The sequence below is a fragment of the Terriglobia bacterium genome (assembly GCA_032252755.1).
In the GTDB taxonomy this organism is placed as follows: domain Bacteria; phylum Acidobacteriota; class Terriglobia; order Terriglobales; family Acidobacteriaceae; genus JAVUPY01.
This window is the reverse complement of sequence record JAVUPY010000027.1, coordinates 1-20316: the sequence shown is the minus strand read 5'-3', so window position 1 is coordinate 20316 and position 20316 is coordinate 1. Positions and strand designations below refer to the sequence as shown.

Annotated in this window: 15 protein-coding genes; 11 read left to right on the top strand and 4 right to left on the bottom strand. The window is 58.1% G+C overall.

Annotation, left to right across the window (positions count from 1 at the left end):
• Positions 1–198 precede the first annotated feature (198 nt).
• From ROO76_06745 to ROO76_06700, 10 genes are all read left to right on the top strand, one after another.
• Entirely contained in the window at positions 199–2235 is a 2037-nt protein-coding gene (locus ROO76_06745) for a cytochrome b/b6 domain-containing protein (protein MDT8067850.1), read from the top strand.
• Between the two features lie 5 nt (positions 2236–2240).
• The gene (locus ROO76_06740) at positions 2241–4313 is read left to right on the top strand and encodes a cytochrome c3 family protein (protein ID MDT8067849.1); all 2073 of its coding nucleotides are present in this window, start codon (positions 2241–2243) and stop codon (positions 4311–4313) included.
• Entirely contained in the window at positions 4303–5202 is a 900-nt protein-coding gene (locus ROO76_06735) for a hypothetical protein (protein ID MDT8067848.1), read from the top strand. Before ROO76_06740 ends, ROO76_06735 begins: the two co-directional genes overlap by 11 nt.
• 147 nt (positions 5203–5349) lie before the next feature.
• Positions 5350–6879 carry a NapC/NirT family cytochrome c gene (locus ROO76_06730; protein MDT8067847.1) on the top strand — a complete coding sequence of 510 codons (1530 nt, stop codon included), beginning with the start codon at positions 5350–5352 and terminating at the stop codon, positions 6877–6879.
• 218 nt (positions 6880–7097) lie between these two features.
• Positions 7098–8330: a radical SAM protein gene (locus ROO76_06725; protein ID MDT8067846.1), complete on the top strand. Its 1233-nt coding sequence runs from the start codon at positions 7098–7100 to the stop codon at positions 8328–8330.
• A gap of 119 nt (positions 8331–8449) precedes the next feature.
• The gene (locus ROO76_06720) at positions 8450–9304 is read left to right on the top strand and encodes a YwiC-like family protein (GenBank protein MDT8067845.1); all 855 of its coding nucleotides are present in this window, start codon (positions 8450–8452) and stop codon (positions 9302–9304) included.
• Positions 9305–9404: 100 nt separating this feature from the next.
• Complete coding sequence (locus ROO76_06715) at positions 9405–10103, top strand: Crp/Fnr family transcriptional regulator (GenBank protein ID MDT8067844.1); 699 nt, start codon at positions 9405–9407, stop codon at positions 10101–10103.
• Between the two features lie 180 nt (positions 10104–10283).
• The gene (gene ric / locus ROO76_06710) at positions 10284–11012 is read left to right on the top strand and encodes an iron-sulfur cluster repair di-iron protein (GenBank protein MDT8067843.1); all 729 of its coding nucleotides are present in this window, start codon (positions 10284–10286) and stop codon (positions 11010–11012) included.
• A 4-nt stretch (positions 11013–11016) separates the two neighbouring features.
• Positions 11017–12384 carry a hypothetical protein gene (locus tag ROO76_06705; protein ID MDT8067842.1) on the top strand — a complete coding sequence of 456 codons (1368 nt, stop codon included), beginning with the start codon at positions 11017–11019 and terminating at the stop codon, positions 12382–12384.
• Positions 12384–14690 carry a nitric-oxide reductase large subunit gene (locus ROO76_06700; protein MDT8067841.1) on the top strand — a complete coding sequence of 769 codons (2307 nt, stop codon included), beginning with the start codon at positions 12384–12386 and terminating at the stop codon, positions 14688–14690. Before ROO76_06705 ends, ROO76_06700 begins: the two co-directional genes overlap by 1 nt.
• A gap of 78 nt (positions 14691–14768) precedes the next feature.
• On the opposite strand, the gene ROO76_06695 is transcribed toward ROO76_06700, so the two are convergent.
• Both ROO76_06695 and ROO76_06690 read right to left on the bottom strand, forming a co-directional pair.
• Positions 14769–15365 (bottom strand): methyltransferase domain-containing protein, encoded by a 597-nt coding sequence (locus tag ROO76_06695; GenBank protein MDT8067840.1) that lies wholly within the window; start codon positions 15363–15365, stop codon positions 14769–14771.
• A 119-nt stretch (positions 15366–15484) separates the two neighbouring features.
• Entirely contained in the window at positions 15485–15949 is a 465-nt protein-coding gene (locus ROO76_06690; GenBank protein ID MDT8067839.1) for a DUF4440 domain-containing protein, read from the bottom strand.
• 170 nt (positions 15950–16119) lie between these two features.
• On the opposite strand from ROO76_06690, the gene ROO76_06685 reads away from it, so the two are divergent.
• Positions 16120–16767: a UdgX family uracil-DNA binding protein gene (locus ROO76_06685; protein ID MDT8067838.1), complete on the top strand. Its 648-nt coding sequence runs from the start codon at positions 16120–16122 to the stop codon at positions 16765–16767.
• A gap of 818 nt (positions 16768–17585) precedes the next feature.
• Here the strand turns inward: ROO76_06685 and ROO76_06680 are convergent.
• The gene (locus ROO76_06680; protein ID MDT8067837.1) at positions 17586–18827 is read right to left on the bottom strand and encodes a GGDEF domain-containing protein; all 1242 of its coding nucleotides are present in this window, start codon (positions 18825–18827) and stop codon (positions 17586–17588) included.
• 194 nt (positions 18828–19021) lie between these two features.
• Positions 19022–20263: a radical SAM protein gene (locus ROO76_06675; protein MDT8067836.1), complete on the bottom strand. Its 1242-nt coding sequence runs from the start codon at positions 20261–20263 to the stop codon at positions 19022–19024.
• Positions 20264–20316 lie beyond the last annotated feature (53 nt).

Here is a 20316-nt window from a genome sequence, read left to right as displayed (position 1 = left end):
CTTGTGCCACCGCAGTTTTGGCATAACTCCATGTGATTAAGGTCACATTTGCAGGTGAGAACTCTCACTGCCAGTTGGTCGCCCCGGATGCGAAAACAGAGTGTCCTGCCGGAGGCGTAATCCGTCCTGTGGAGGACAGGGATTTATAGCGGCAAACATACTGCATTTATAACCCGCCGCAATGAAGAGAAGGGCCGAGTGAAACCTGCATGGATCGTAAGAATTCTGTTCCTGCTGCTCTTGCTGGCATCAGCCGGATTCGCGCAAAAAAAGGACGAGGCCAAGCCCAAGTTCACGAACGACGACTGTCTCGCCTGCCATAACGATCCCACGCTGACGAAGGAGGAGAATGGCAAGAGCGTCAGCCTCGGTGTTGACCCGAAGAAGTTTGCAGCCTCCATTCACGGGCAGATGTTCCAGTGCGTCGATTGTCATACCGACGTCAAGGACGTTCCCCACTCGGTTCCTCCCGGTAAGCCTTCCTGCGCGCAATGCCACGCCGACGAACAGAAGCAATACGACAGCGGGGTTCACGCCAAAGCAGTCAAGGCCGGCATAGGACAGGCCGCGCGCTGTTCCGATTGCCATGGGTCAGTTCACGAGATTCTCCCGGCCAGCGATCCGGCATCTCTCGTCAACCATCTCAACATTCCGAAGACCTGCGACAAATGCCACACCAAAACCGCGGTCATGAACCCTACGGGAGTGAGCACCGCGCCCGCTGTTTCTTATTCGCAAAGTGTGCACGGTGAAGCCGTCGCGGGCGGCAGCGAGAAGGCCGCAGTCTGTACCGATTGCCACGAGAAGCATGCGATTCGTCCAGCCAACGACCCCGCTTCCTCAATCTCCAAGTCCAACGTTCCAGCGACCTGCGCAAAGTGTCACCAGAAAGAAGCGACTCAGTTCGAAAAATCCATTCATGGCAAGGAACTCGCCGCGGGCGATCTCCATGCTCCCGCGTGCACCGACTGTCACGGCATACACACAATCCTGGCCCCGGGCAATCCGCAATCGAGTGTGTCCGCCGAGAACCTCGCCAAGAATACCTGTGCGCGATGCCATAACAGCGTGCGCATGTCGGAGGAGTTCGGCATCCCAGGTCGCCGCGCGACGACGTACTTCGAAAGCTATCACGGCCTGGCGACGGAGATGGGCTCGAGCAAGGCCGCGAACTGCGCCAGTTGCCACGGCGTACATGACATTCTTCCGTCGAGCGATCCAAACTCGACGATTAATCCTCGGAACCTGGTCGCAACCTGCGGCAAGTGTCACGCGGGCGCCAACGCGAACTTTGCGAACTCCAAGGTGCACGTCGATCCCGCCGAAGCCAGCGACCTTGGCAGCAAATTCTCGCGAATTGCCCGTGACTTTTACCTGCTGATGATCTTCGCGACGATCGGCGGAATGCTGGTGCATAACCTGCTGATCATGCGCAAGAAATTAAAGGATCGCCGCGAAGGGCACGTGCACATCGGCGGCGGCGAACGTGTGGTTGTTCGCATGACGAGGCTGCAACGCCGGCAGCACCTGGTTTTGCTTACCAGTTTCCTTACGCTCGTGCTTACGGGCTTTGCGCTTAAGTATCCGGAATCGATTCTCGGCACCATTTTCATCAACGAGGCAGTTCGCCGATATATCCATCGCACTGCCGGGGCAGTGCTCATTGCTGTCGGCCTCTATCACGTGTTTTATGTCATTCGCTACAAGGAAGGCCGCAAGCTTGTGAGCGATCTGATGCCGAGGTATCAGGATGCGATCGCAATACGTGACGTGTTGCTCTACTACCTGGGCCTCAGCAAAAAGAAACCCGAATTTCCACGCTTCGGGTATGCCGAGAAGATGGAGTACTGGGCGCTGGTATGGGGAACTATTGTCATGGCCGTCACTGGACTGATGGCGTGGTTCAAGGTTCCGGTCGGCGATTTGCTGCCGCGCTGGAGCATCGACGTTGGCATGACGGTCCACTTCTACGAGGCCATTCTCGCTACCCTTGCCATCCTGGTCTGGCACTTCTACATGGTTATCTTCGACCCGGATGTCTACCCAATGAACTGGGCCTGGTACGACGGCAAGATGACGATTGAGCAGTATCGCGAAGAACACGCCCTCGACTCCGAAACCATATTGGCTGCCATGCAATTGGAAGCCGAGAAACAGGCGGCGGAGAACAGCGAAACCGCCTCCGAACAAACCGTGGCCGCCGGGGCTGAAGCCGGACGGAACCAGGACAACTAGACCAGATGGGAGAAAAGATCATTCACAGGCGCAGCGTTCGGTCCCAGTCGGTTCTCCTCCGTTCAGGACAAAGGCGATTACCGCTGAACTCCACGGTTGCGGTGCTCGCGAAAGTCATCCTGATACTCTTCGCCGGCGCCACGGTATACGCACAGCAGAACGACGACTGCCTGGCTTGTCACGGCGACAAGAGCATGACCACGCGGCGCGGTGGACGGACGATGTCGCTCTTCGTTGATGCTAAGAGATTTTCAGGTTCGGTCCACTCTTCGCTCTCCTGTACCTCGTGCCACGCCGATCTCGAAGGCAAAGAGTTGCCACACTCCACACCGTTGAAGAAGGTAGAGTGCGGAACCTGCCACTCCCAGGAGGCCGAACTACAGGCGAAGTCGCTGCATGGACGCGCGGCAGCCCGCGGGGACAGCCTTGCTCCCCGTTGCGTGAACTGCCACGGCAATCACGACATCGTTCCGGTGAAGGATTCCCGATCCGCGGTTGCACCACTGAAAATTCCATTCGTTTGCGGCAAGTGTCACCAGGAGGGAACGGCGGTCCAGAAAACCCGGAACATTCCCGAGCACAACATCCTCGAGAATTACTCGGAAAGCATTCATGGCGAAGCGCTGTTCAAGAAGGGCCTGGTGGTGGCGCCGAACTGCGCGTCGTGCCATACGCCACATTCCATCCTTCCACACACAGATCCGAAGTCGTCAATTGCGCGACGGAACATCGCGGCAACCTGCACCAAGTGTCACTCGCAAATCGAAAGTGTGCATCGCAAGACCATTCGGGGTGAACTTTGGGAAAAGGAAGCCAACGTTCTCCCAGCCTGCGTCGACTGCCACCAGCCTCACAAGATCAGGAAGGTCTATTACACCCAGGGAATGGCGGATGCGGACTGCATGCGCTGCCACAGCAACCAGGGTCTGAAGAGTCGCGACGGCCGATCGATGTTCGTGCAGGTGGAGGAGGTGGCTGGTTCAACTCATAGCAAGATCGCCTGCAGTCAGTGCCACTCCGAGGTGAACGCGTCGCGAGTGCGTCCTTGTGAAACCATCACCAGGAAAGTGGACTGCAGCGCCTGCCACGAAGAAATCGGCCAGCAGTTTGAGCGCAGCAAGCACGGTCAGTTGCTCGCTCAAAACGACAAGAACGCGCCGACATGCAAGGATTGCCACGGAACCCATCATGTCCTGAAGCGATACGATCCGTCCTCGCCGATCTTCTCCACCAACGTTCCGAATTTGTGCGGCAACTGCCATCGTGAAGGTCAGAAGGCGGCGCTCCGCTACACCGGCAGCCAACACCAGATCATTCCCAACTACAAAGAGAGTATTCACGGAAAGGGACTGCTGAAGAGCGGCCTTACCGTGACGGCCACGTGTACTAGTTGCCACACCGCGCACGGCGTTCTGCCCACGAGCGACCCAGGCTCCTCCGTTAACCCGCGCAACCTTCCCAACACCTGCGGCAAATGCCATAACGGAATCGAGGAGCAGTTTAATCAAAGCGTTCACTCCCCCAGTGTTACCAAAACGGATAAGCCTCTACCGGTCTGCAGCGATTGCCACACGGCGCATCAGATTACGCGCGCCGATCAAGATTCGTTCAAGCTCGAAATCATGAATCGCTGCGGCCGCTGCCATTCTGAGATTGCCAAAACATATTTCGACACGTATCACGGCAAGGTGTCCCGCCTCGGTTATACCAAGACTGCCAAGTGTTACGACTGTCACGGCGCGCACGACATTGCGGCAATTGGCGATCCACGCTCGCATTTGAGCCGAGTAAACGTGGTCGCGACCTGCGGGAAGTGTCATGCCGGCGCCACGCGTCGGTTCGCCGGATACCTCACCCACGCTACCCACCACGATCCGAGAAAGTATCCGTTCCTGTTCTACACGTTCTGGGGTATGACGGCGTTGCTGGTGGGAACATTCGTGTTCGGCGGGATACACACAGTCCTGTGGCTACCCCGGGCCCTGGAGATGAGAAGGGAACTCCGGAAAGAAGAAGCTGAGAAAGAGGAGAACCTCGACGACGGGACGTCAGGTGAGGAGGCTAAAAATGCCGAGTGAAGCGACAGTCGTAACGACACCTGAAGCCTCAACGCGTGCCGCCGGTTCTGGAAAGCAGGTGGAGAAGCGCGAATTCGTGCGCTTCAGTCGCAAGAACCGTGCACTCCACGCCTGCATGGTCGTGAGTTTCCTGAGCCTGTCGCTCACAGGACTGACCCTGAAGTTCTCCTATACAAATTGGGCCGTCTGGCTCTCGCGGTTGATGGGCGGCTTCGAAACGGCCGGCTATATTCATCGCACTGCCGCGCTCATCATGTTTGGGACCTTCATCACCCACCTGCTGGATCTCTATCGGCAGAAGAAGGAGCAGCACAAGAACTGGACGTCTCTCGTCTTCGGCCCGGGATCGATGGTCCCCAACCGGCAAGACCTGAAAGAATTCATCGCTACGATGAAATGGTTCGTCGGGCGCGGGCCGCGGCCCCAGTACGGACGTTGGACTTACTGGGAGAAGTTTGATTACTTCGCAGTGTTCTGGGGCGTGTTCATCATCGGTTCCACTGGACTGGCGCTGTGGTTCCCGATTTTCTTCACGCGCTTCATTCCCGGATCCTTCATCAATGTGGCAACGATCATCCACAGCGACGAAGCGTTGCTCGCTACCGGTTTCATTTTCACGGTGCATTTTTTCAACACTCATCTCCGTCCTGAGAAGTTTCCGATGGATACCACCGTGTTCACAGGAAGAATGTCGCTGGTGGAACTGAAACGCGACAAGCCGCGGGAATATGCGGAACTCGTGGAGAGTGGCCGCCTGGAAGAGAATCTCGCCGAACCCCATCCAGAGATCGTCGTTCGGGGAATCCGGGCATTTGCCTGGATGGCGTTGGCGATTGGGTCGTTTGTAGTGGTCTGGATTGTTTATGCAATGGTCTTTGCGTATCGCTGAAGGTCAGGCGGCGCGAAACCAGGCAGAACTCCCCGCGGATTTGCAGGGAGACAGGGCTCGCAGAAGTCTTGCGATTTTTTTTAGTCGTAGAAACAAAATCGGGAGCCGGCTCAAGAGGTTTGTTCCCGCTCTTAAGGAGTTGCATTCATGCCCGAGGATCGTGCCCCGGAAAATGCATCTGGGTCTGCAGCAATTAATCTGCGCGCGCTGCTTCGAAATTATGTCAGCCTCATAGGGCTGGCTCTCGCGGTCGTCGCGCTCGCCAACATTCTTTTTCTCTTTTTAATCGATCTCACTTCCTCACGCCCCAGCCCCTATGTCGGCGTTCTCGCCTACATGGTGTTTCCCGGATTCCTCATTCTCGGCCTACTGCTGGTTCCACTCGGCATGTGGTTACACCGGAAGAAGATCGCGGGCCCCGATGAGAGAGGATTCCCGCTTCTGGACCTCAATAATCCTGCGCAGCGGAGCACCGTCGCATTCTTTCTTTCCTTCGTGGTGATCTTCGTGCTCATGAGCGCCGTGGGCAGCTATCGCGGGTACGAGTACACCGACTCGGTCGAATTCTGCGGCCGGCTGTGTCACACCGTGATGCATCCCGAGTTCGTCGCGCACCAGAATTCGCCGCATGCGCGCGTTCGCTGCGTCGACTGCCACGTAGGAGCCGGTGCGGGTTGGTACGTGCGTTCGAAACTGTCCGGAGCTAGGCAGGTATTCAAGACCGCTCTCAATACCTTCCCGCGGCCGATCGAAACGCCGGTCGCCAACCTTCGCCCCGCTCCGGAAACCTGCGAGCAGTGCCACTGGCCCAAGAAGTTCTGGGGCGCCCAGCTGAAGGTCATCGATACATACGGCAGCGACGAGAAAAGTACTCCTCGCGAATTCCGCCTGCTCATTAAGACAGGCGGTGGCGATCCCAGCGCTGGTGTCGCTTCGGGCATTCACTGGCACATGAACATCGGCAATAAGATCACCTATTGGTCCGATCCAACGCGCCAGAACATCTCCTACGTACGACTTGTGGACATGAGCGGCAAGGTCACTGAGTACGCCGCACCGGGCGCTGACACGACTCCCGCGGCTCTCGGGAAACTACAGAGCAAGCGTATGGATTGTGTAGACTGCCACAATCGGCCGACGCACATCTACATGCCGCCGGATCGCTCTGTCGACCAGGCGATCACTGCGCATCGTATCGACATCTCGCTCCCGTTCGCGAAGGCGCAGGGCGTCGAGGCGCTGGCCGCCGATTACAAGTCAACACCCGAGGCGCTGCAGGCGATCGCCACCAAGATACCGGCGTTCTACAAGGAAAAGTATCCGGACATCTATAACTCCAAACAGCCGGAGATCAAGGCGATGGTCTCCGAACTGCAGCGCATCTTCCAGAACAGCATTTTCCCCGAGATGAAGGTGAGCTGGAAGACGCATCCCGACAACGTCGGCCACTTCTACTTTCAGGGCTGCTTCCGCTGTCATGACGGCAACCACGTGAGCAAGAATGGCAAGGTGATCAGCAAGGACTGCAATGCGTGCCACACTCTGCTGTCACAGTCGGAGAATGGCGTCGAGTTGCAGGGATCGGCCGAGGGCGTGCAGTTCAAGCATCCCGTTGATCTGGGCGACCTCACGCAGGTGAATTGCTCCGATTGCCACACCGGCGGAGTCGGCCCGTAAACAGCGTTCGGGTTGTAGGTTTGTCCCCCAGGTTCGTCGTCCGGTTATCGGCGGCCCTGGGGTTTTTCCAGCTGAATTTACGGCACTTCCGCCCGAGTGACATTGGTCACAAGTACCCGTGACTCGAATCACGGCTGCTTGGGTAATAGAAAATCTAGAGTGGAGGTGCGTTTGGGGAACGCCCGCACAAGGTGCGGTGGGGGAAACAGGAGAAAGAAATGAATCCCGCAACCAGGGAGTACAAACCGCGGCTGATCTTCTGGGAAGTCACTAAGGGATGCAATCTGCGTTGCATCCACTGCCGGGCCACCGCGACTGAACTCGCATCGCCTACCGATCTTCCGACCGACCAAGCTCTCGACATCATCCGTCAGATTGCCGCGTACGCGAATCCGATCCTGGTGCTCAGCGGTGGCGAGCCTTTATACCGCACTGATATTTTCCAACTCGCCCGTTATGGTACCGACCTCGGCCTGCGCGTCGCGCTCGCCACCAACGGTACCCTCGTCACGAAGGAAATCGCCCAGAAGATTGTCCGTGCCGGCGTGAAGCGCGTCTCCATCAGTCTCGACGGCGCCAATGCCGAGATTCATGATTCGTTCCGCGGAATTCCCGGGGCATTCGACGCCGCCATATACGGATTCCGCAACCTGAAAGAGCTCGGAATGCCGGTGCAGATCAACATGACGATCGCGCGCCACAATGCCAAGCAGTTGCCGCAGGTTCTGCAGATGGTTCGGAACCTCGGGGCCGACGCGCTGCACACGTTCCTGCTCGTTCCGGTTGGTTGTGGTGTCGATATCGCCGAAGAGCAAATGGTGCCGCCGCAGGAATACGAAGAAATTCTCAACTGGTTCTACGATCAGTCACTTGCAGGTGATATCGAGTTGAAGGCCACGTGCGCGCCGCACTATTTCCGCGTCGTTCGCCAGCGTCGCGTGGCTGAGCGCAAAGCCGCCGGTTACGGGCAGCAGCGAGTCGAGGCGCCAGTTGAAGTGCCTGCGATCGGTCCTGTCGAAATGACGATGCCCGGGTCAACCGGTATTTCCTTCGCGGGAAAACCCGACCGCGCGGGACATGCAGGGCATCCCGGAGGTCATCCGGGTGGACATCCAGGCGGTCACCCGGATGGGATGAGCGCCGTTACGAAGGGCTGCCTCGCCGGTACCGGGGTTTGCTTCATCTCACACGAAGGCGAAATTTATCCCTGCGGCTATCTCCCGGCGCTTGCGGGCGATCTTCGCAAACAAACGTTCGCCGAAATCTGGGAGAAGGCCGAAGTCTTCCAGGCGCTTCGCGACGACGATGCGCTGAAAGGGAAGTGCGGTTGTTGCGAATTCCGCCATGTCTGCATGGGATGCCGCGCGCGTGCGTATGCAGCCACAGGAGACTTCATGGCTTCCGAACCCTTCTGCGTATATCAGCCGAAGAGCTATGTGGAAGTGAAATAAAACATTGTGCCCCACCTCTGTCGCGCAGCGGCAGGGGTGGGGGTGTCAAGAGTTCCAGACTAGAACGTGGGGTTCAGTCGGCACCGCCCTCGGCGGATTGAAATTTCAGGAGTCCAATGATGTCCGCAGTTTCGGGAATCAATGATGTTCATCGTTCGAGGATGAGAGCCCTGGTGATTCCTCGCGAGCACGGCGCGTGGGGCATCCTGCTGGTGCCGCTGGTTATTGCCGGCTGTGTTGGCTTCCTGCACGGGAACGGAATACTCGCATTTCTTCAGTTTCTCACCGCAGCTTTCGCGCTGTTCTGGCTGCGCACTCCGGTTGAAGTCCTCCTTGGTAGCAGCACCATGCACGCCCATAATGCGGAAGAGAAGAGAACCGTATGGCAGGCGACTCTCATAATCTCTTCCTTCGCCGCCCTCCCCCTGTACTTCCTCTTCCGCAATGGGCAGCACCTCGGACTCGTTTTTATCGGCGCGATCGCCGGCGCGGCGTTTGCAACGCAGGCTTGCGTAAAGTTGTTCGGTCGAAAAATGCGCATGCCCGCCCAGATCATCGGCGCTATCGGCCTTACCTCGACCGCGGCCGGCGCCTATTACGTCGTAACCGGACGCCTTGATTCGCTGGCGTTCGCGCTATGGGTCGCCAATTGGCTCTTTGCGTGCGATCAGATCCACTATGTCCAACTGCGGCTTCGGAATTCCAAGATTGCGGGAGCCCGGAACCGGTTCAGTCGCGGTTGGGGATTCCTGGTTCTGCAGGGCGCGATGCTGGTTATCATTGCATCACTCTCAGCCGCCACTGATCTACCCCTCTTCGCCGCCGTTGCCTTTCTGCCGATCGTGATACGCGGTGTGGTCTGGGTTTTCCAGAAACCGGAAGCACTCGACGTGCAGTGGCTGGGTGTGACCGAACTGCTGCACGCTATCACCTTCGGAGTGCTGCTCATCACCAGTTTCTACCTGCCGCAATGAACATTCGGTTCGAGGCCCCTTCCAGCCTTTGTCGCCGGGGTGTGCGGTTTTCCGCATATAAGCACTGACCCGATTGACTGTCCCAATTACAATGCTCCCCATGTCGGACCTGAAGCCAACCATTGCCGGAACACTTCGTCGCGTGCCCATCTTTTCCGGGCTCAACGACGCACAACTCGAATTCCTTGTCACTCGAACCGTCGAACGAAAGGTCGGAGGCGACGAGTTGCTTTTCTCGGAGGGCGATCCCTGCGAGGGTCTCTACGTGGTTCAGACGGGTAATGTCCGCATATTCAAGAGCGCCGCAAGTGGTCGCGAGCAGGTGCTCGCCATAGAAGGCCCTGGCTCATCTATTGCTGAATTGCCCGTGTTCGATGGTGGCAACTATCCGGCGTCAGCACAGGCGGTAAGCGACAGCACAATGCTGTTTGTCAGCAAGCAGGCTTTTCATGCTCTGTGTTTGCAGCATCCGGAAGTCGCACTCAAAGTTCTCAAGGTGGTCGGTGCGCGTCTCCGGCGACTGGTCGGCATCATTGAAGAACTCTCGTTCACCACGGTTCGCCACCGCCTCGTCGCTCTTTTACTTCGACTGGCAAGAACGGAAGGGAAGAGATCCGCGTCGGGAATTCAATTCACTCTCAACGCCAACAACCAGGAACTCGCGGCCCAACTCGGCACCGTCCGCGAACTCGTCTCCCGCAACCTGAGCCGTCTTCAATCCGAAGGCCTCATCGCGATGGACGGCCGCAACATCTCCATACCGAAGCCTGACAAACTGGCCGCTGAGCTCCAGGAGTAAGCGGTCGAAGGCCGAAATTCTAAAGTCAAAAGTCAGAAGCTGGAAGGCAGTATCTCCTGCTGGTCTTAGCTTTCGACTTGCAGCTTTCGACTTTCGACTCTTCCCGTGACTTAAGTCATATGGTAGCCCTGCTTCCTCTCGTACTCTGCCTGTAGTTCAAGAAGTACAAAGGCAGAGAACATGACATTTGATGAAACCAAAACCGTTCGTGAGTTCGCGTTGACAATTCCCAGCGCGACCAGAGTATTTGAGAAGCTCGGTATCGACTATTGCTGCGGTGGCGGCAAGAAACTCGGAGAAGCCTGCGTCCAGGCGAAACTCCCCGTTGAGCAGGTTCTGCAGCAACTCGAGCAAGCAGAGAGCTCCCGCCTCGCCCGGAGCGACAGCGGCCCCGACTGGAGCGCCCAGCCGCTCGCCGATCTCATCGACCATATCGTTAAGAAGCACCACGCCTTCATTTATGCGGAAACACCGCGCCTGACCGCGCTTGCCGAGAAGGTGGCGAGCAAACATGGCCCTACGCATCCCGAAACTGTGAAGGTCAGCCAACTCGTCGAGACGCTCTTCGACGAACTTGCCATGCACCTGATGAAAGAAGAGCAGATCCTGTTCCCGTACATCATTCGCATGGAAGAATCCGTCGTCGAAAAGGCGCCTGTCCTGCCGCCGCCCTTTGGAACCGTGCAGAACCCCATCCGCATGATGGTCTCCGAGCACGACAGCGCCGGTACGACTCTGCGCGAACTCCGCGCCATAACCAGCGACTACAAGGCTCCCGAAGACGCCTGCACCAGTTACCGCACTCTCTACAACGGGCTGCTAGAGTTCGAAGCCGACCTGCACCAGCACATTCACCTGGAAAATAACATCCTGTTCCCCCGCGCTGTATCGATGGAAGACGGTCGTTAAAGCAATGCCGAACGTTATTCCAATCGATATGCGGCAGCCTTTGGGCGAGAGTCCCGAACAGGTTTTCGAGCGCAACAAAGCGCGTGAAACCGGGCTCTCGCGCATGCTGGTGGCCTACATCGTCACCGGCCTGGCATTCATGTTGCTGCCGGGAACGTTCCTCGGCGTCTGGAACCTGATCTCTATCACGAACCACCGCGCCGCCCAGAGCGTCTCCGCAGCATGGATACAGGCTCACGGACATGCACAGATCTTTGGCTGGATCGGGAGCTTCATTCTCGGCATCGGTTTCTACTCCATCCCGACCGTTCGCCGCACACTGGCGATGCGCGCCGGTTGGCTTTGCTACGGCATGTGGACCGCCGGTGTCCTGCTTCGTTGGTTCACCAACATCTACCTTTGGCATTGGCGAGCGCTGCTTCCGGCCAGCGCAATTCTCGAACTCGTCGCCTTCCTCATCTTTTTCCGAGCCGTCTCCAAGCATGAGGCGAAGGACAGCGGCAAATCGAAAATCGAAACCTGGGTTTGGGTTGTCATCATTGCGACGGTCGGGTTTCTTGCCGCGCTCGTGATGAACGCCGGGCTCGCGATGTATCTGGCTCTGCGCAGCGCGAGTCCGGCGATTCCGCCGGCCATCGATGCTCGATTCCTCGTACTCTGTACCTGGGGATTCCTCGTTCCGTTCGTCTGGGGCTTCAGCAACAAGTGGCTCCCTATCTTTCTCGGACTCCGGCCGACGAACACGTCGTTACTGTTCTGCGCCGTCGCCATCAACACATTTGGGGTGACGGCAGCACTGCTCGGCCACTTCTACATCTCCGCCCTGCTCACATTCCATGCCGCCGTTTTCGCCATCATTGCCCTGAAACTCTTCCAGCGCCCCTCTGCACCTGCGAAGACCCAGGGCGTACACAAAAGTTTTCCGGTGTTCGTCCGTTCCGCGTATGCATGGCTGCTGGTTGCGGGAATTCTTGCAATCTGGGCGTCCCGTGTGGAAAATGCTTCCGGCCTGTGGGGGGCCTCTCGTCACGCCCTAACTGTCGGATTTCTCGCGATGATGGTTTTCAGTATCGGCCAACGCGTTCTGCCCGCATTTTCCGGAATGCGCCTCCTGTTCAGTACCAAGCTGATGTTCCTGGCACTTGCCACTTTGACGCTCGGCTGCTTTTTGCGCGTCAGCAGTGAAGTACTCGCTTACCAGGACTACGCGGCGTGGGCCTGGAAGGTGCTTCCCATCTCGGCTCTTCTCGAACTTACGGCTGTCACGTTATTTGCTACGAATCTCGTACTCACATTTACACGCCGGCCCGCGCACCTGCTTCGGCAATCCTCTCTTGTTGCGGCGCCGACACTTCAAAGGAAGGAATCTTAATGCGCGAATACAAGAGACTCTGGATTGCTCTGGCTGTTGTGCTCATCGCTTCGTTTGCGGTGCTGGGGGGCGTGGGATACAAAGGTATCCACAATGGTCCTCCCATTCCCGCCCAGGTCATAACCACCAACGGAACCGTTGTCTTCTCCGGCGACTACATTCGAGACGGCCAGAACGTCTGGCAATCCATCGGCGGACAGGAAGTCGGCACCATCTGGGGTCATGGCTCTTACGTTGCGCCCGACTGGACCGCCGATTATCTCCACCGTGAATGCATGTACATCCTCAATCGCTGGGCGAAAGAGTCCGGCGCGGCGAATTATGGGTCGCTGAGTATCGAACAGCAGGCTGCATTGCAGGCTCGTTTGCAGCAAATGATGCGCACCAACACCTACAATGCCACGAGCAACACGATCACCATCGATCCTCTTCGGCTCGACGCCTATCGTGAACTCGCCGGCTATTACGGCGACATTTTCGGCAAAGGCCGCAGCGACTACGCGATTCCAGCCGGCGCTCTCACCGACCTCGCGAAGCAGCAGAAGATGGCCGCATTCTTCTGGTGGACCGCATGGGCGGCTTCAACGGATCGTCCGGGCCAGAACGTTACCTATACGCAGAATTGGCCCCATGAGGACCTCGTCGGCAATCGTCCCGCGCCTTCGGCGATCGTGTGGAGCATCATCAGCTTCGTGCTTCTGCTCGCCGGGGTCGGCGGAATGGTGTGGTATTTCGGTTCGCGCGATAAGGAACCTGAACATCGCGATCTTCCGCAAAGCGACCCGCTGCTCGGTTTGAATCCCACTCCCTCACAACGTGCCACGGTGAAGTACTTCTTCGTGGTTGCCGCGCTTTGGGTGGTGCAGATACTCATGGGCGCGATCGTGGCGCACTACGGTGTCGAGGGTTCCGGCTTCTACGGCATCCCGCTGGACAAAATTCTGCCGTATTCCATTGCGCGCACCTGGCATTTGCAGATCGGCATCTTCTGGATTGCAACTTCGTGGCTCGCCACCGGCCTCTACATCGCACCGGCAGTCAGCGGCTACGAACCGAAGGGCCAGCGCCTGGGCGTAAACATCCTCTTTGGCGCGCTGATCCTGGTCGTAGGCGGATCGCTGGCGGGCGAATGGCTTGGCATCGAACAGAAACTTGGGAACCTCTGGTTTTGGTTCGGTTCGCAGGGATACGAATACGTTGACCTCGGCCGCGTGTGGCAGATCGCTCTCTTCGGTGGACTCGTCTTCTGGCTGTGGCTCGTTTATCGCGCCATGAAACCCGCGCTTGTGAAAGGTGGGGAAGACAAGAACCTGCTGATGCTGTTCCTCACCTCGAGCATCGCCATCCCGCTTTTCTATGCTGCCGGCCTCATGTATGGCCAGCGTTCGCCGCTCATCACAGCCGAGTACTGGCGCTGGTGGGTGGTTCACCTCTGGGTTGAAGGCTTCTTCGAAGTGTTTGCCACGGTCGTGATCGCGTTCCTCTTCACGCGCCTGCGGTTACTCTCGGTGAAGACCGCGACCCGCGCCGTCCTGTTCTCGACCGTGATCTTCCTGTCCGGTGGGATCATCGGCACGTTCCATCACCTCTACTTCACCGGCATGCCGACCGCAGTTGTCGCACTCGGCGCAGTATTCAGCGCGCTGGAAGTTGTGCCGCTCTGCCTGGTTGGATTCGAAGCCTGGGAAAACATCCGCATCTCTCGCGGGACCGAAAAAGTTCGCTGGGTGACCGCCTACAAGTGGCCCATCTACTTCTTCGTCGCCGTCGCCTTCTGGAACCTGGTCGGCGCGGGCCTCTTTGGATTCTTGATCAATCCCCCAGTCTCGCTCTACTACATGCAGGGCCTCAATACCACGCCGGTCCACGGACACACCGCGCTGTTCGGCGTCTACGGCATGCTGGGCCTCGGCCTCATGCTCTTCTGCCTGCGCGCGCTGCGTCCCGGCTTGGCGTGGAAAGACAAGCCGCTCGCAATCGCCTTCTGGTGCATCAATATCGGCCTGTTTGCGATGACAACGATCAGCATCCTGCCCATCGGTCTGATGCAAGCATGGGCGTCGGTCCAGTACGGCACATGGTACGCGCGTTCCGCGGAATTCCTGCAGACGCCGCTCATGAGCCATATCCGCTGGTCGCGCATGTTCGGCGACTCGCTGTTCGCATTCGGCGCGCTTGTTCTCGGCGGATTCGTCCTTGGTCTCCTCACCGGACACTCGTACGACAAGAGTCGTGTGGTCAACGAGGGCGAACTCACGGAACGCGACGCCAAGACGCTGGAACCACAAGCAACGTCAGCCGACTAACTGTCCATATGGAGCATCTGCTCCGTTCTCGTGCCGGGCCGCGAATCGATCCGCGGCCCACTTTTATTGACGGATAGTTCAGAAGACCGCGATCCGATACTTCGTTTCGATTTCAATGGGAGCCTGGTTCAAGAATAGGTTAGCTCTGCTGATCGCAGGCTCGCCCAGGCAGCCAACCTTCTGAAGCAATTCTGAAACGTCCGAGAATCGCTGTACCCCTGTGAACTGCCGGTCGAGGCGGACGGAATAATCGTGTACAGCTGCCCAACTATTCCGTGCTTTGTCGGTCTCCGCGGTGTGCCAGGCCCACCGAGACTCGGGATCATGATCGATGACGACCACATCGGAAGCGAGCAGTTTCGCATCGCGGAGTGCATTTCGTGGTTCAGGAATCTCATGCAGGCAAAATTCAAAGAAGACGACGTCTGCCGCGCCAAGATGCGTTCCGAACTCACCCTGCACAACGGTGAAACGATCTCGGAAGGGCAGGAGTGCTAACGCCGCTCGGAGTCGTTCCACGGCTGAAATCTCCGGATCGACGGCAACGACGCTGCGCGCGTCAGTCGCATATCCGAGAAATTGTCCGCCGCCGGCGCCAACATGGATCACCGACTTGTCTTTGAATTGATAGCAGGAAGAGAGATTTCTTAGGATTGCTTGAATGTCTGTCGCCATGGCAAGCACCTGTCGATGCTGCATTGGACTACGGCGTCAATCTACGCTCAATGGGCGGGTGATTTCAATGTTGAAGGAAGCCGCCGTCCGTTGGACTAGCGGCTTCTTCCGGGCTTCTTCTATTTGCTGTCGCGGTTCCACATATCGTGGAGCGACTTCCACTTGCCGTCTTTTCCCTTGCCCCAGACGCAGAGATACTTGCCTTTCTCCAACACCGCTCCGTCGGCACCCGCAACCTGATACGTCCCAGATGTGAACCCCGTGTTGTGATCGACGCCGGCGTGTGTCGTCTTCCACGACAGTTTGGCCTTCGGATCCGCCAGCATCTTTGCCCAGGATTCCTTGATCGCCGCAGGATCACTCACTATGGGTTCGTTGGGCGGATACACAACCGCGTCATCCGCATAGAAAGAAACGACCTTTTCGACATCGCCGGCAGTGGCTGCCTTCGACCATTCGTCATCCAGCGCAGCAAGCGTTTTGGCATTGTCCGGAATTCCGGCCGAAACAGCGTTACTGAGGAACGCGATGGCACAAGCGCAAAACACCGCGATAACCGAAATACGAATCAGAGTCTTGCTCATGGGGATTCCTTTCGAAGCGTTATGAGGGGCCGAAACTGGTTGGACAGATTAACGATGATGCTCAATTAACGATGATGCTCAATTTGAGCCGAGATTGTGCGGCAGTGGGTGTCTGCTGTCAACAAAAATTGCTGCGCAACGGCGGTCAGCCGAATCGCATCTTCCTGTTCATGCCGAAGCGCCTAAACACTTCTGCTGCCGATTTCCTTCCCGAACGCCGCACCCTCCCGGTTCTGCGCGAGGCTTCGAAGAAATGTCGTGGCTGCAACCTGTGGGAGAAGGGAACTCAGACTGTATTCGGGGAAGGTACAGCACACGCGGAAGTCATGTTCGTAGGAGAGCAGCCCGGCGACAAAGAGGATCTCACCGGCAAACCGTTTGTCGGGCCCGCGGGAGCTGTGCTCGACAAGGCTCTCGTCGCCGCCGGAATCGATCGAAGTAAAATCTACGTCACGAACGCGGTAAAGCACTTCAACTGGGAGCCTCGCGGCAAGCGCCGCATTCACAAGAAGCCCAGCGCCATGCAGATCGCGGCCTGCCGTCCCTGGCTCGATGCAGAGATCGCTGCAGTCAGACCGCGCGTGATCGTCTGCCTCGGCGCAACTGCCGCACAAGCTCTGCTGGGCCGAACCTTCAAGGTCACGCAGCGCCGCGGCGAACTAATTCCGTCCGACCTTGCCCCCTGCGTCACCGCAACCGTCCATCCCTCCTCGATTCTTCGCGCCCCCAACGACGCCACCCGTCACGAAGAGATGGCCCGCTTCATCGAGGACCTGCGAAACGTGGGGTCGTTACTAAAGAGAAGAGTCGCCGCATAATTTTGACCTCGGGATTTCGCACAAATATGCTTGCAGAAAGCAGTTCTTTGGCTACTCAAGCCGGTGAGAGGGGCTGGGACAGGAACGATGAAGAGGGTGCTGCGACTTGTATTCATCGCGATAACGCTGACGGTATTTCTGTGCTTCGTTCTCTACGCGTTCAGATTGGCCAAACTTGAGAAGCTTCATCGGGAAGCGCTGGAACCTGGTCAGTCACATCCACAGACAATCGACGAACTCGCCGCATTGCGGGGAACAGGTGCAACTTCGGTGTTGCTCGCAGTTGCTAAAAACCCGAACTCCGGGAGTCAAATGGCGGCAGTTCGAGCGCTCGCTAACCGAAATGATTCGGGCGTCGCAGATCAGCTTGCACAGATGCTCAAACTGGACGAGGGCATGGCAGTTCGACAGGCAATCACAGACTCGTTGCAGAGCCTCCCGTGTCGGCAACAGTGTCTCGAGCACATCCTCCTATATTTGGAACGCCGCGGTAATGGCGAGAGGACCCCGGAAGAGAACCTCACAGGCGTCGATCATTTTCGGGCTGAGAACCTCGCGATCGAAGATGGTCTCCGCTCAATACTGACAACTCACTCCGTGGAAACGAAAGAGATTCTCGCAAATGAGTATGGAGTGTCGGAGCAGAGTCTGGCGCCCAGCCAGTTCGCAATCACACTTATTGTCCAGTTGGGGATGAACACAGAGTGCTCTAATCTTCAAGGCTCGCGAAATGGTTTGGTACGCTTGCGATCAGGAAATACGTCCCTACTGAAACAGCTTGCGGATGCAGAATCCAGTCTTGGCTGTAAGTGACTTCTTCAGGCTTCCTTGATCTTTACGTCCGCGATATTCGCGAGCTTCCGCCACGCCGCAGCGACCTCGACTCGATTTCGGCCTTCCTGCTTTGCCCGGTACAGCGCTTTATCCGCCGCGCGCAGGCTGTCATCTGCGCTCACCATCTTTCCATTCGATCCCGCTACGCCGATGCTCACCGTCACCTGTGCTTCGATATTGCCGCGCGCACCTGCGCGATGCTCGATGCTCTTCACCACGCGGTCCTGGCCGCGAACGAAGAAGACCGCATCTGCAATGTCGGCGCGCACCCGCTCCAGGTAGGGAAGCGCGTCGCGCACGGTTCGTTCCTCGAACAGAATGCAGAACTCTTCGCCGCCGAAGCGGAACGCTTCGCCGCCGCCGCTCACGCGCGCCAGTTTCGAGGCAACCATGCGGAGTACCTGATCGCCAGTCTCGTGCCCATAGGTGTCATTGAATTTCTTGAAGTGATCAATGTCCACAACTGCAATCGCGTACCGTTCGCCCACGCGATTCATCGCGTCGTTGAATGCTCGCCGCGCCGGCAACCCCGTGAGTTCATCGTGGTACGCCATGCGGTACGAACTCTCCAGCAGAGACATCGTCAGCAAGCCGCCGGCACTGGCAACGTAGAAGAACCCAACCGCCTCGTTGCGCGAACTCAGTCCGAGGAAGCACGCCGCCGTCGCCCAGAAATATCCGGCTTCAATCGGCTTGCGCACTACCCAGAACCGAAACGCAAAGAGGCCTCCCGCCGCGGCAAAAGTCAGCATCGCTAGTTGCGGAACTGCAATTTTCGGCAGAGCCCTGATCCAGTTGCCGTCGAAGAGCGAAGCGGGTCCCTCGAGTTCGGGCCGCGAAAGGAACGCGATAACAATGAATTGCGCGAAAAAGAACACCGCCCGGCTGAGCAGTTCGCGCTTGCCGAAACCCTTCTCTTCAAGGAGAGAGAAAACAATCAGGTTGACGGGGATAAGGATGGCGACGAAGCCGAGGGTGTGTCGCCCGGGCAACGCTTGTGGCGCCAGACTTCCCAGCGCTAGCGCAACCAGGCTGAACAGCAATCGCGACGACCGGAACCGCAACGCCAGCACCATTCCGAGGCCGAACGCCGCATACCAGCAGAACGTCGCGAATTGCTCGTCGGGCCGCAGCACTCCGCGTTGCAGCATGATGACGAGCGCCGCCAGCACGGCTCCGCTCGGCAAAAAGAACGCGGTCAACGAGTTGCGCAACTCCAGTTCCACGGTTCCTTTATTATCCGTGCGAACCCGACGGCCGCCACGCTGACTACCTTGGTTCGCAGCACCCCAAGGTCCAGCCCGGCCCGGACGAAGGTACAGGCCCAGGTCAGGTTACCCTGTCCCTCGCCGACAACTGTTCGCGGGCCCTGCGACCCTGTACGCAACTCCTGTACCAAGACCTTAGATACAGGCAGAAGTCAGCACATGGTCTTGCGCCGCCGCTCCATTCCGGCGTGCGCCGCCGGACCGCGCTTCTCCGGTTCGTGGAAGAGTCCCAACTGCTGCGCTTCGACGAGTTGCGGTCCTGATTCTTTCTTTCGGTTGAAGTAATAGGTGATCCCGTACTTGCTCCGCAGCTTCGACATCAGTTCTGAAGTCCGCTTCCGGTACGCCGCCGAAACAAAAGCCTTCTCCTCGAAGCGCCGCTTGTACTCGCCGACAAGTTGCGGAAATTCCTTTTCGAGGAAGGGAAGAAAGACGCTCGCCGAACACGGTTTGAGGAACAGGGGATTCGCAAAGATATATTTACCGCCATGGCGCGCCGTCTCCGCCACCAGTTGCTCCAAGTCACGCGGCCTGTCGGTGATTCCCGGCAGCACCGGCGCGCAGATCACGCCCGCATCGATTCCGCTCACGTTGAGTGCCCGCAGCGCCTTCAGCCGCAAATCCGGCCGCGGTGCCCGCGGCTCGAGAATCCGCGCCAGTTGCGGGTCCAGCGTCGTGATCGTCAGGTTGACGAACAGCCGGTTCGTCTTCGCGACTCGCCGCAGCACGTCGATATCGCGCACGATCAAGTCGCTCTTCGTCACGATCCCAATATCGAACCCGCTGTGCAGCGCAAACTCCTCCAGCAGCGTTCGCGTCACCTCGTAACGGCGCTCCGCAGGCTGATACGGATCGGTGGCCGTCCCAATCGCGATCTCCTCGCCCGGCTTCACCTTCTTCAAATCGCGCCGCAGGAGGTATCGCAAGTTCTCCCCGGGCCTGTTTTGTGCCCTACCCTTGTCGCCATCCTTCGGCGACAGGGTGGGGCTGTTCGGCAATTGGGTGGAATCGTCATCACCAGCAGGGACAGGCGTCGGGCAACTGCCCTGCTTGATGTAGATCTGCCGCTCGAACTCCAGGGAGTCCTTTATCTCCATGAACTCGTGCGTGTAGCGCGCGTAGCAGTACTTGCACGCGAACTCGCACCCGCGATACGGGTTGATGGTCCAGGTGAAGGGCATTCGCGGAGCGGTGCAGCGGTTCAGGATCGAGCGCGACTCCAGCGTGAAGTACTCCACGTTGTGCCCCGCCCGGACGCTTTCGCCCTCGGCCGCGAGTTTGGCAATACCGACCAGCGGCGCGGGCGCCTCTTCCGCCGCCTCGGCATAAAAAAGATACGGATTCTCAGCGTGCGCATTCATATTGGGAGGAAGGAGAGTCGCCAGAGCAGGCAACTACTTTCGCCTTATCTTCGCCTATAATGCCCGGGTCGTGGGCGCGTGTCAAG

Excerpts from the sequence above, each read along its gene's own strand:
- ROO76_06725 (MDT8067846.1), top strand. The coding sequence starts at position 7,098 with ATGAATCCCGCAACCAGGGAGTACAAACCGCGGCTGATCTTCTGGGAA.
- ROO76_06730 (MDT8067847.1), top strand. The coding sequence starts at position 5,350 with ATGCCCGAGGATCGTGCCCCGGAAAATGCATCTGGGTCTGCAGCAATT.
- ROO76_06705 (MDT8067842.1), top strand. The coding sequence starts at position 11,017 with ATGCCGAACGTTATTCCAATCGATATGCGGCAGCCTTTGGGCGAGAGT.
- ROO76_06690 (MDT8067839.1), bottom strand. The coding sequence starts at position 15,949 with ATGAGCAAGACTCTGATTCGTATTTCGGTTATCGCGGTGTTTTGCGCT.
- ROO76_06700 (MDT8067841.1), top strand. The coding sequence starts at position 12,384 with ATGCGCGAATACAAGAGACTCTGGATTGCTCTGGCTGTTGTGCTCATC.
- ROO76_06715 (MDT8067844.1), top strand. The coding sequence starts at position 9,405 with ATGTCGGACCTGAAGCCAACCATTGCCGGAACACTTCGTCGCGTGCCC.
- ric (MDT8067843.1), top strand. The coding sequence starts at position 10,284 with ATGACATTTGATGAAACCAAAACCGTTCGTGAGTTCGCGTTGACAATT.
- ROO76_06695 (MDT8067840.1), bottom strand. The coding sequence starts at position 15,365 with ATGGCGACAGACATTCAAGCAATCCTAAGAAATCTCTCTTCCTGCTAT.
- ROO76_06735 (MDT8067848.1), top strand. The coding sequence starts at position 4,303 with ATGCCGAGTGAAGCGACAGTCGTAACGACACCTGAAGCCTCAACGCGT.
- ROO76_06720 (MDT8067845.1), top strand. The coding sequence starts at position 8,450 with ATGTCCGCAGTTTCGGGAATCAATGATGTTCATCGTTCGAGGATGAGA.
- ROO76_06685 (MDT8067838.1), top strand. The coding sequence starts at position 16,120 with ATGCCGAAGCGCCTAAACACTTCTGCTGCCGATTTCCTTCCCGAACGC.
- ROO76_06740 (MDT8067849.1), top strand. The coding sequence starts at position 2,241 with ATGGGAGAAAAGATCATTCACAGGCGCAGCGTTCGGTCCCAGTCGGTT.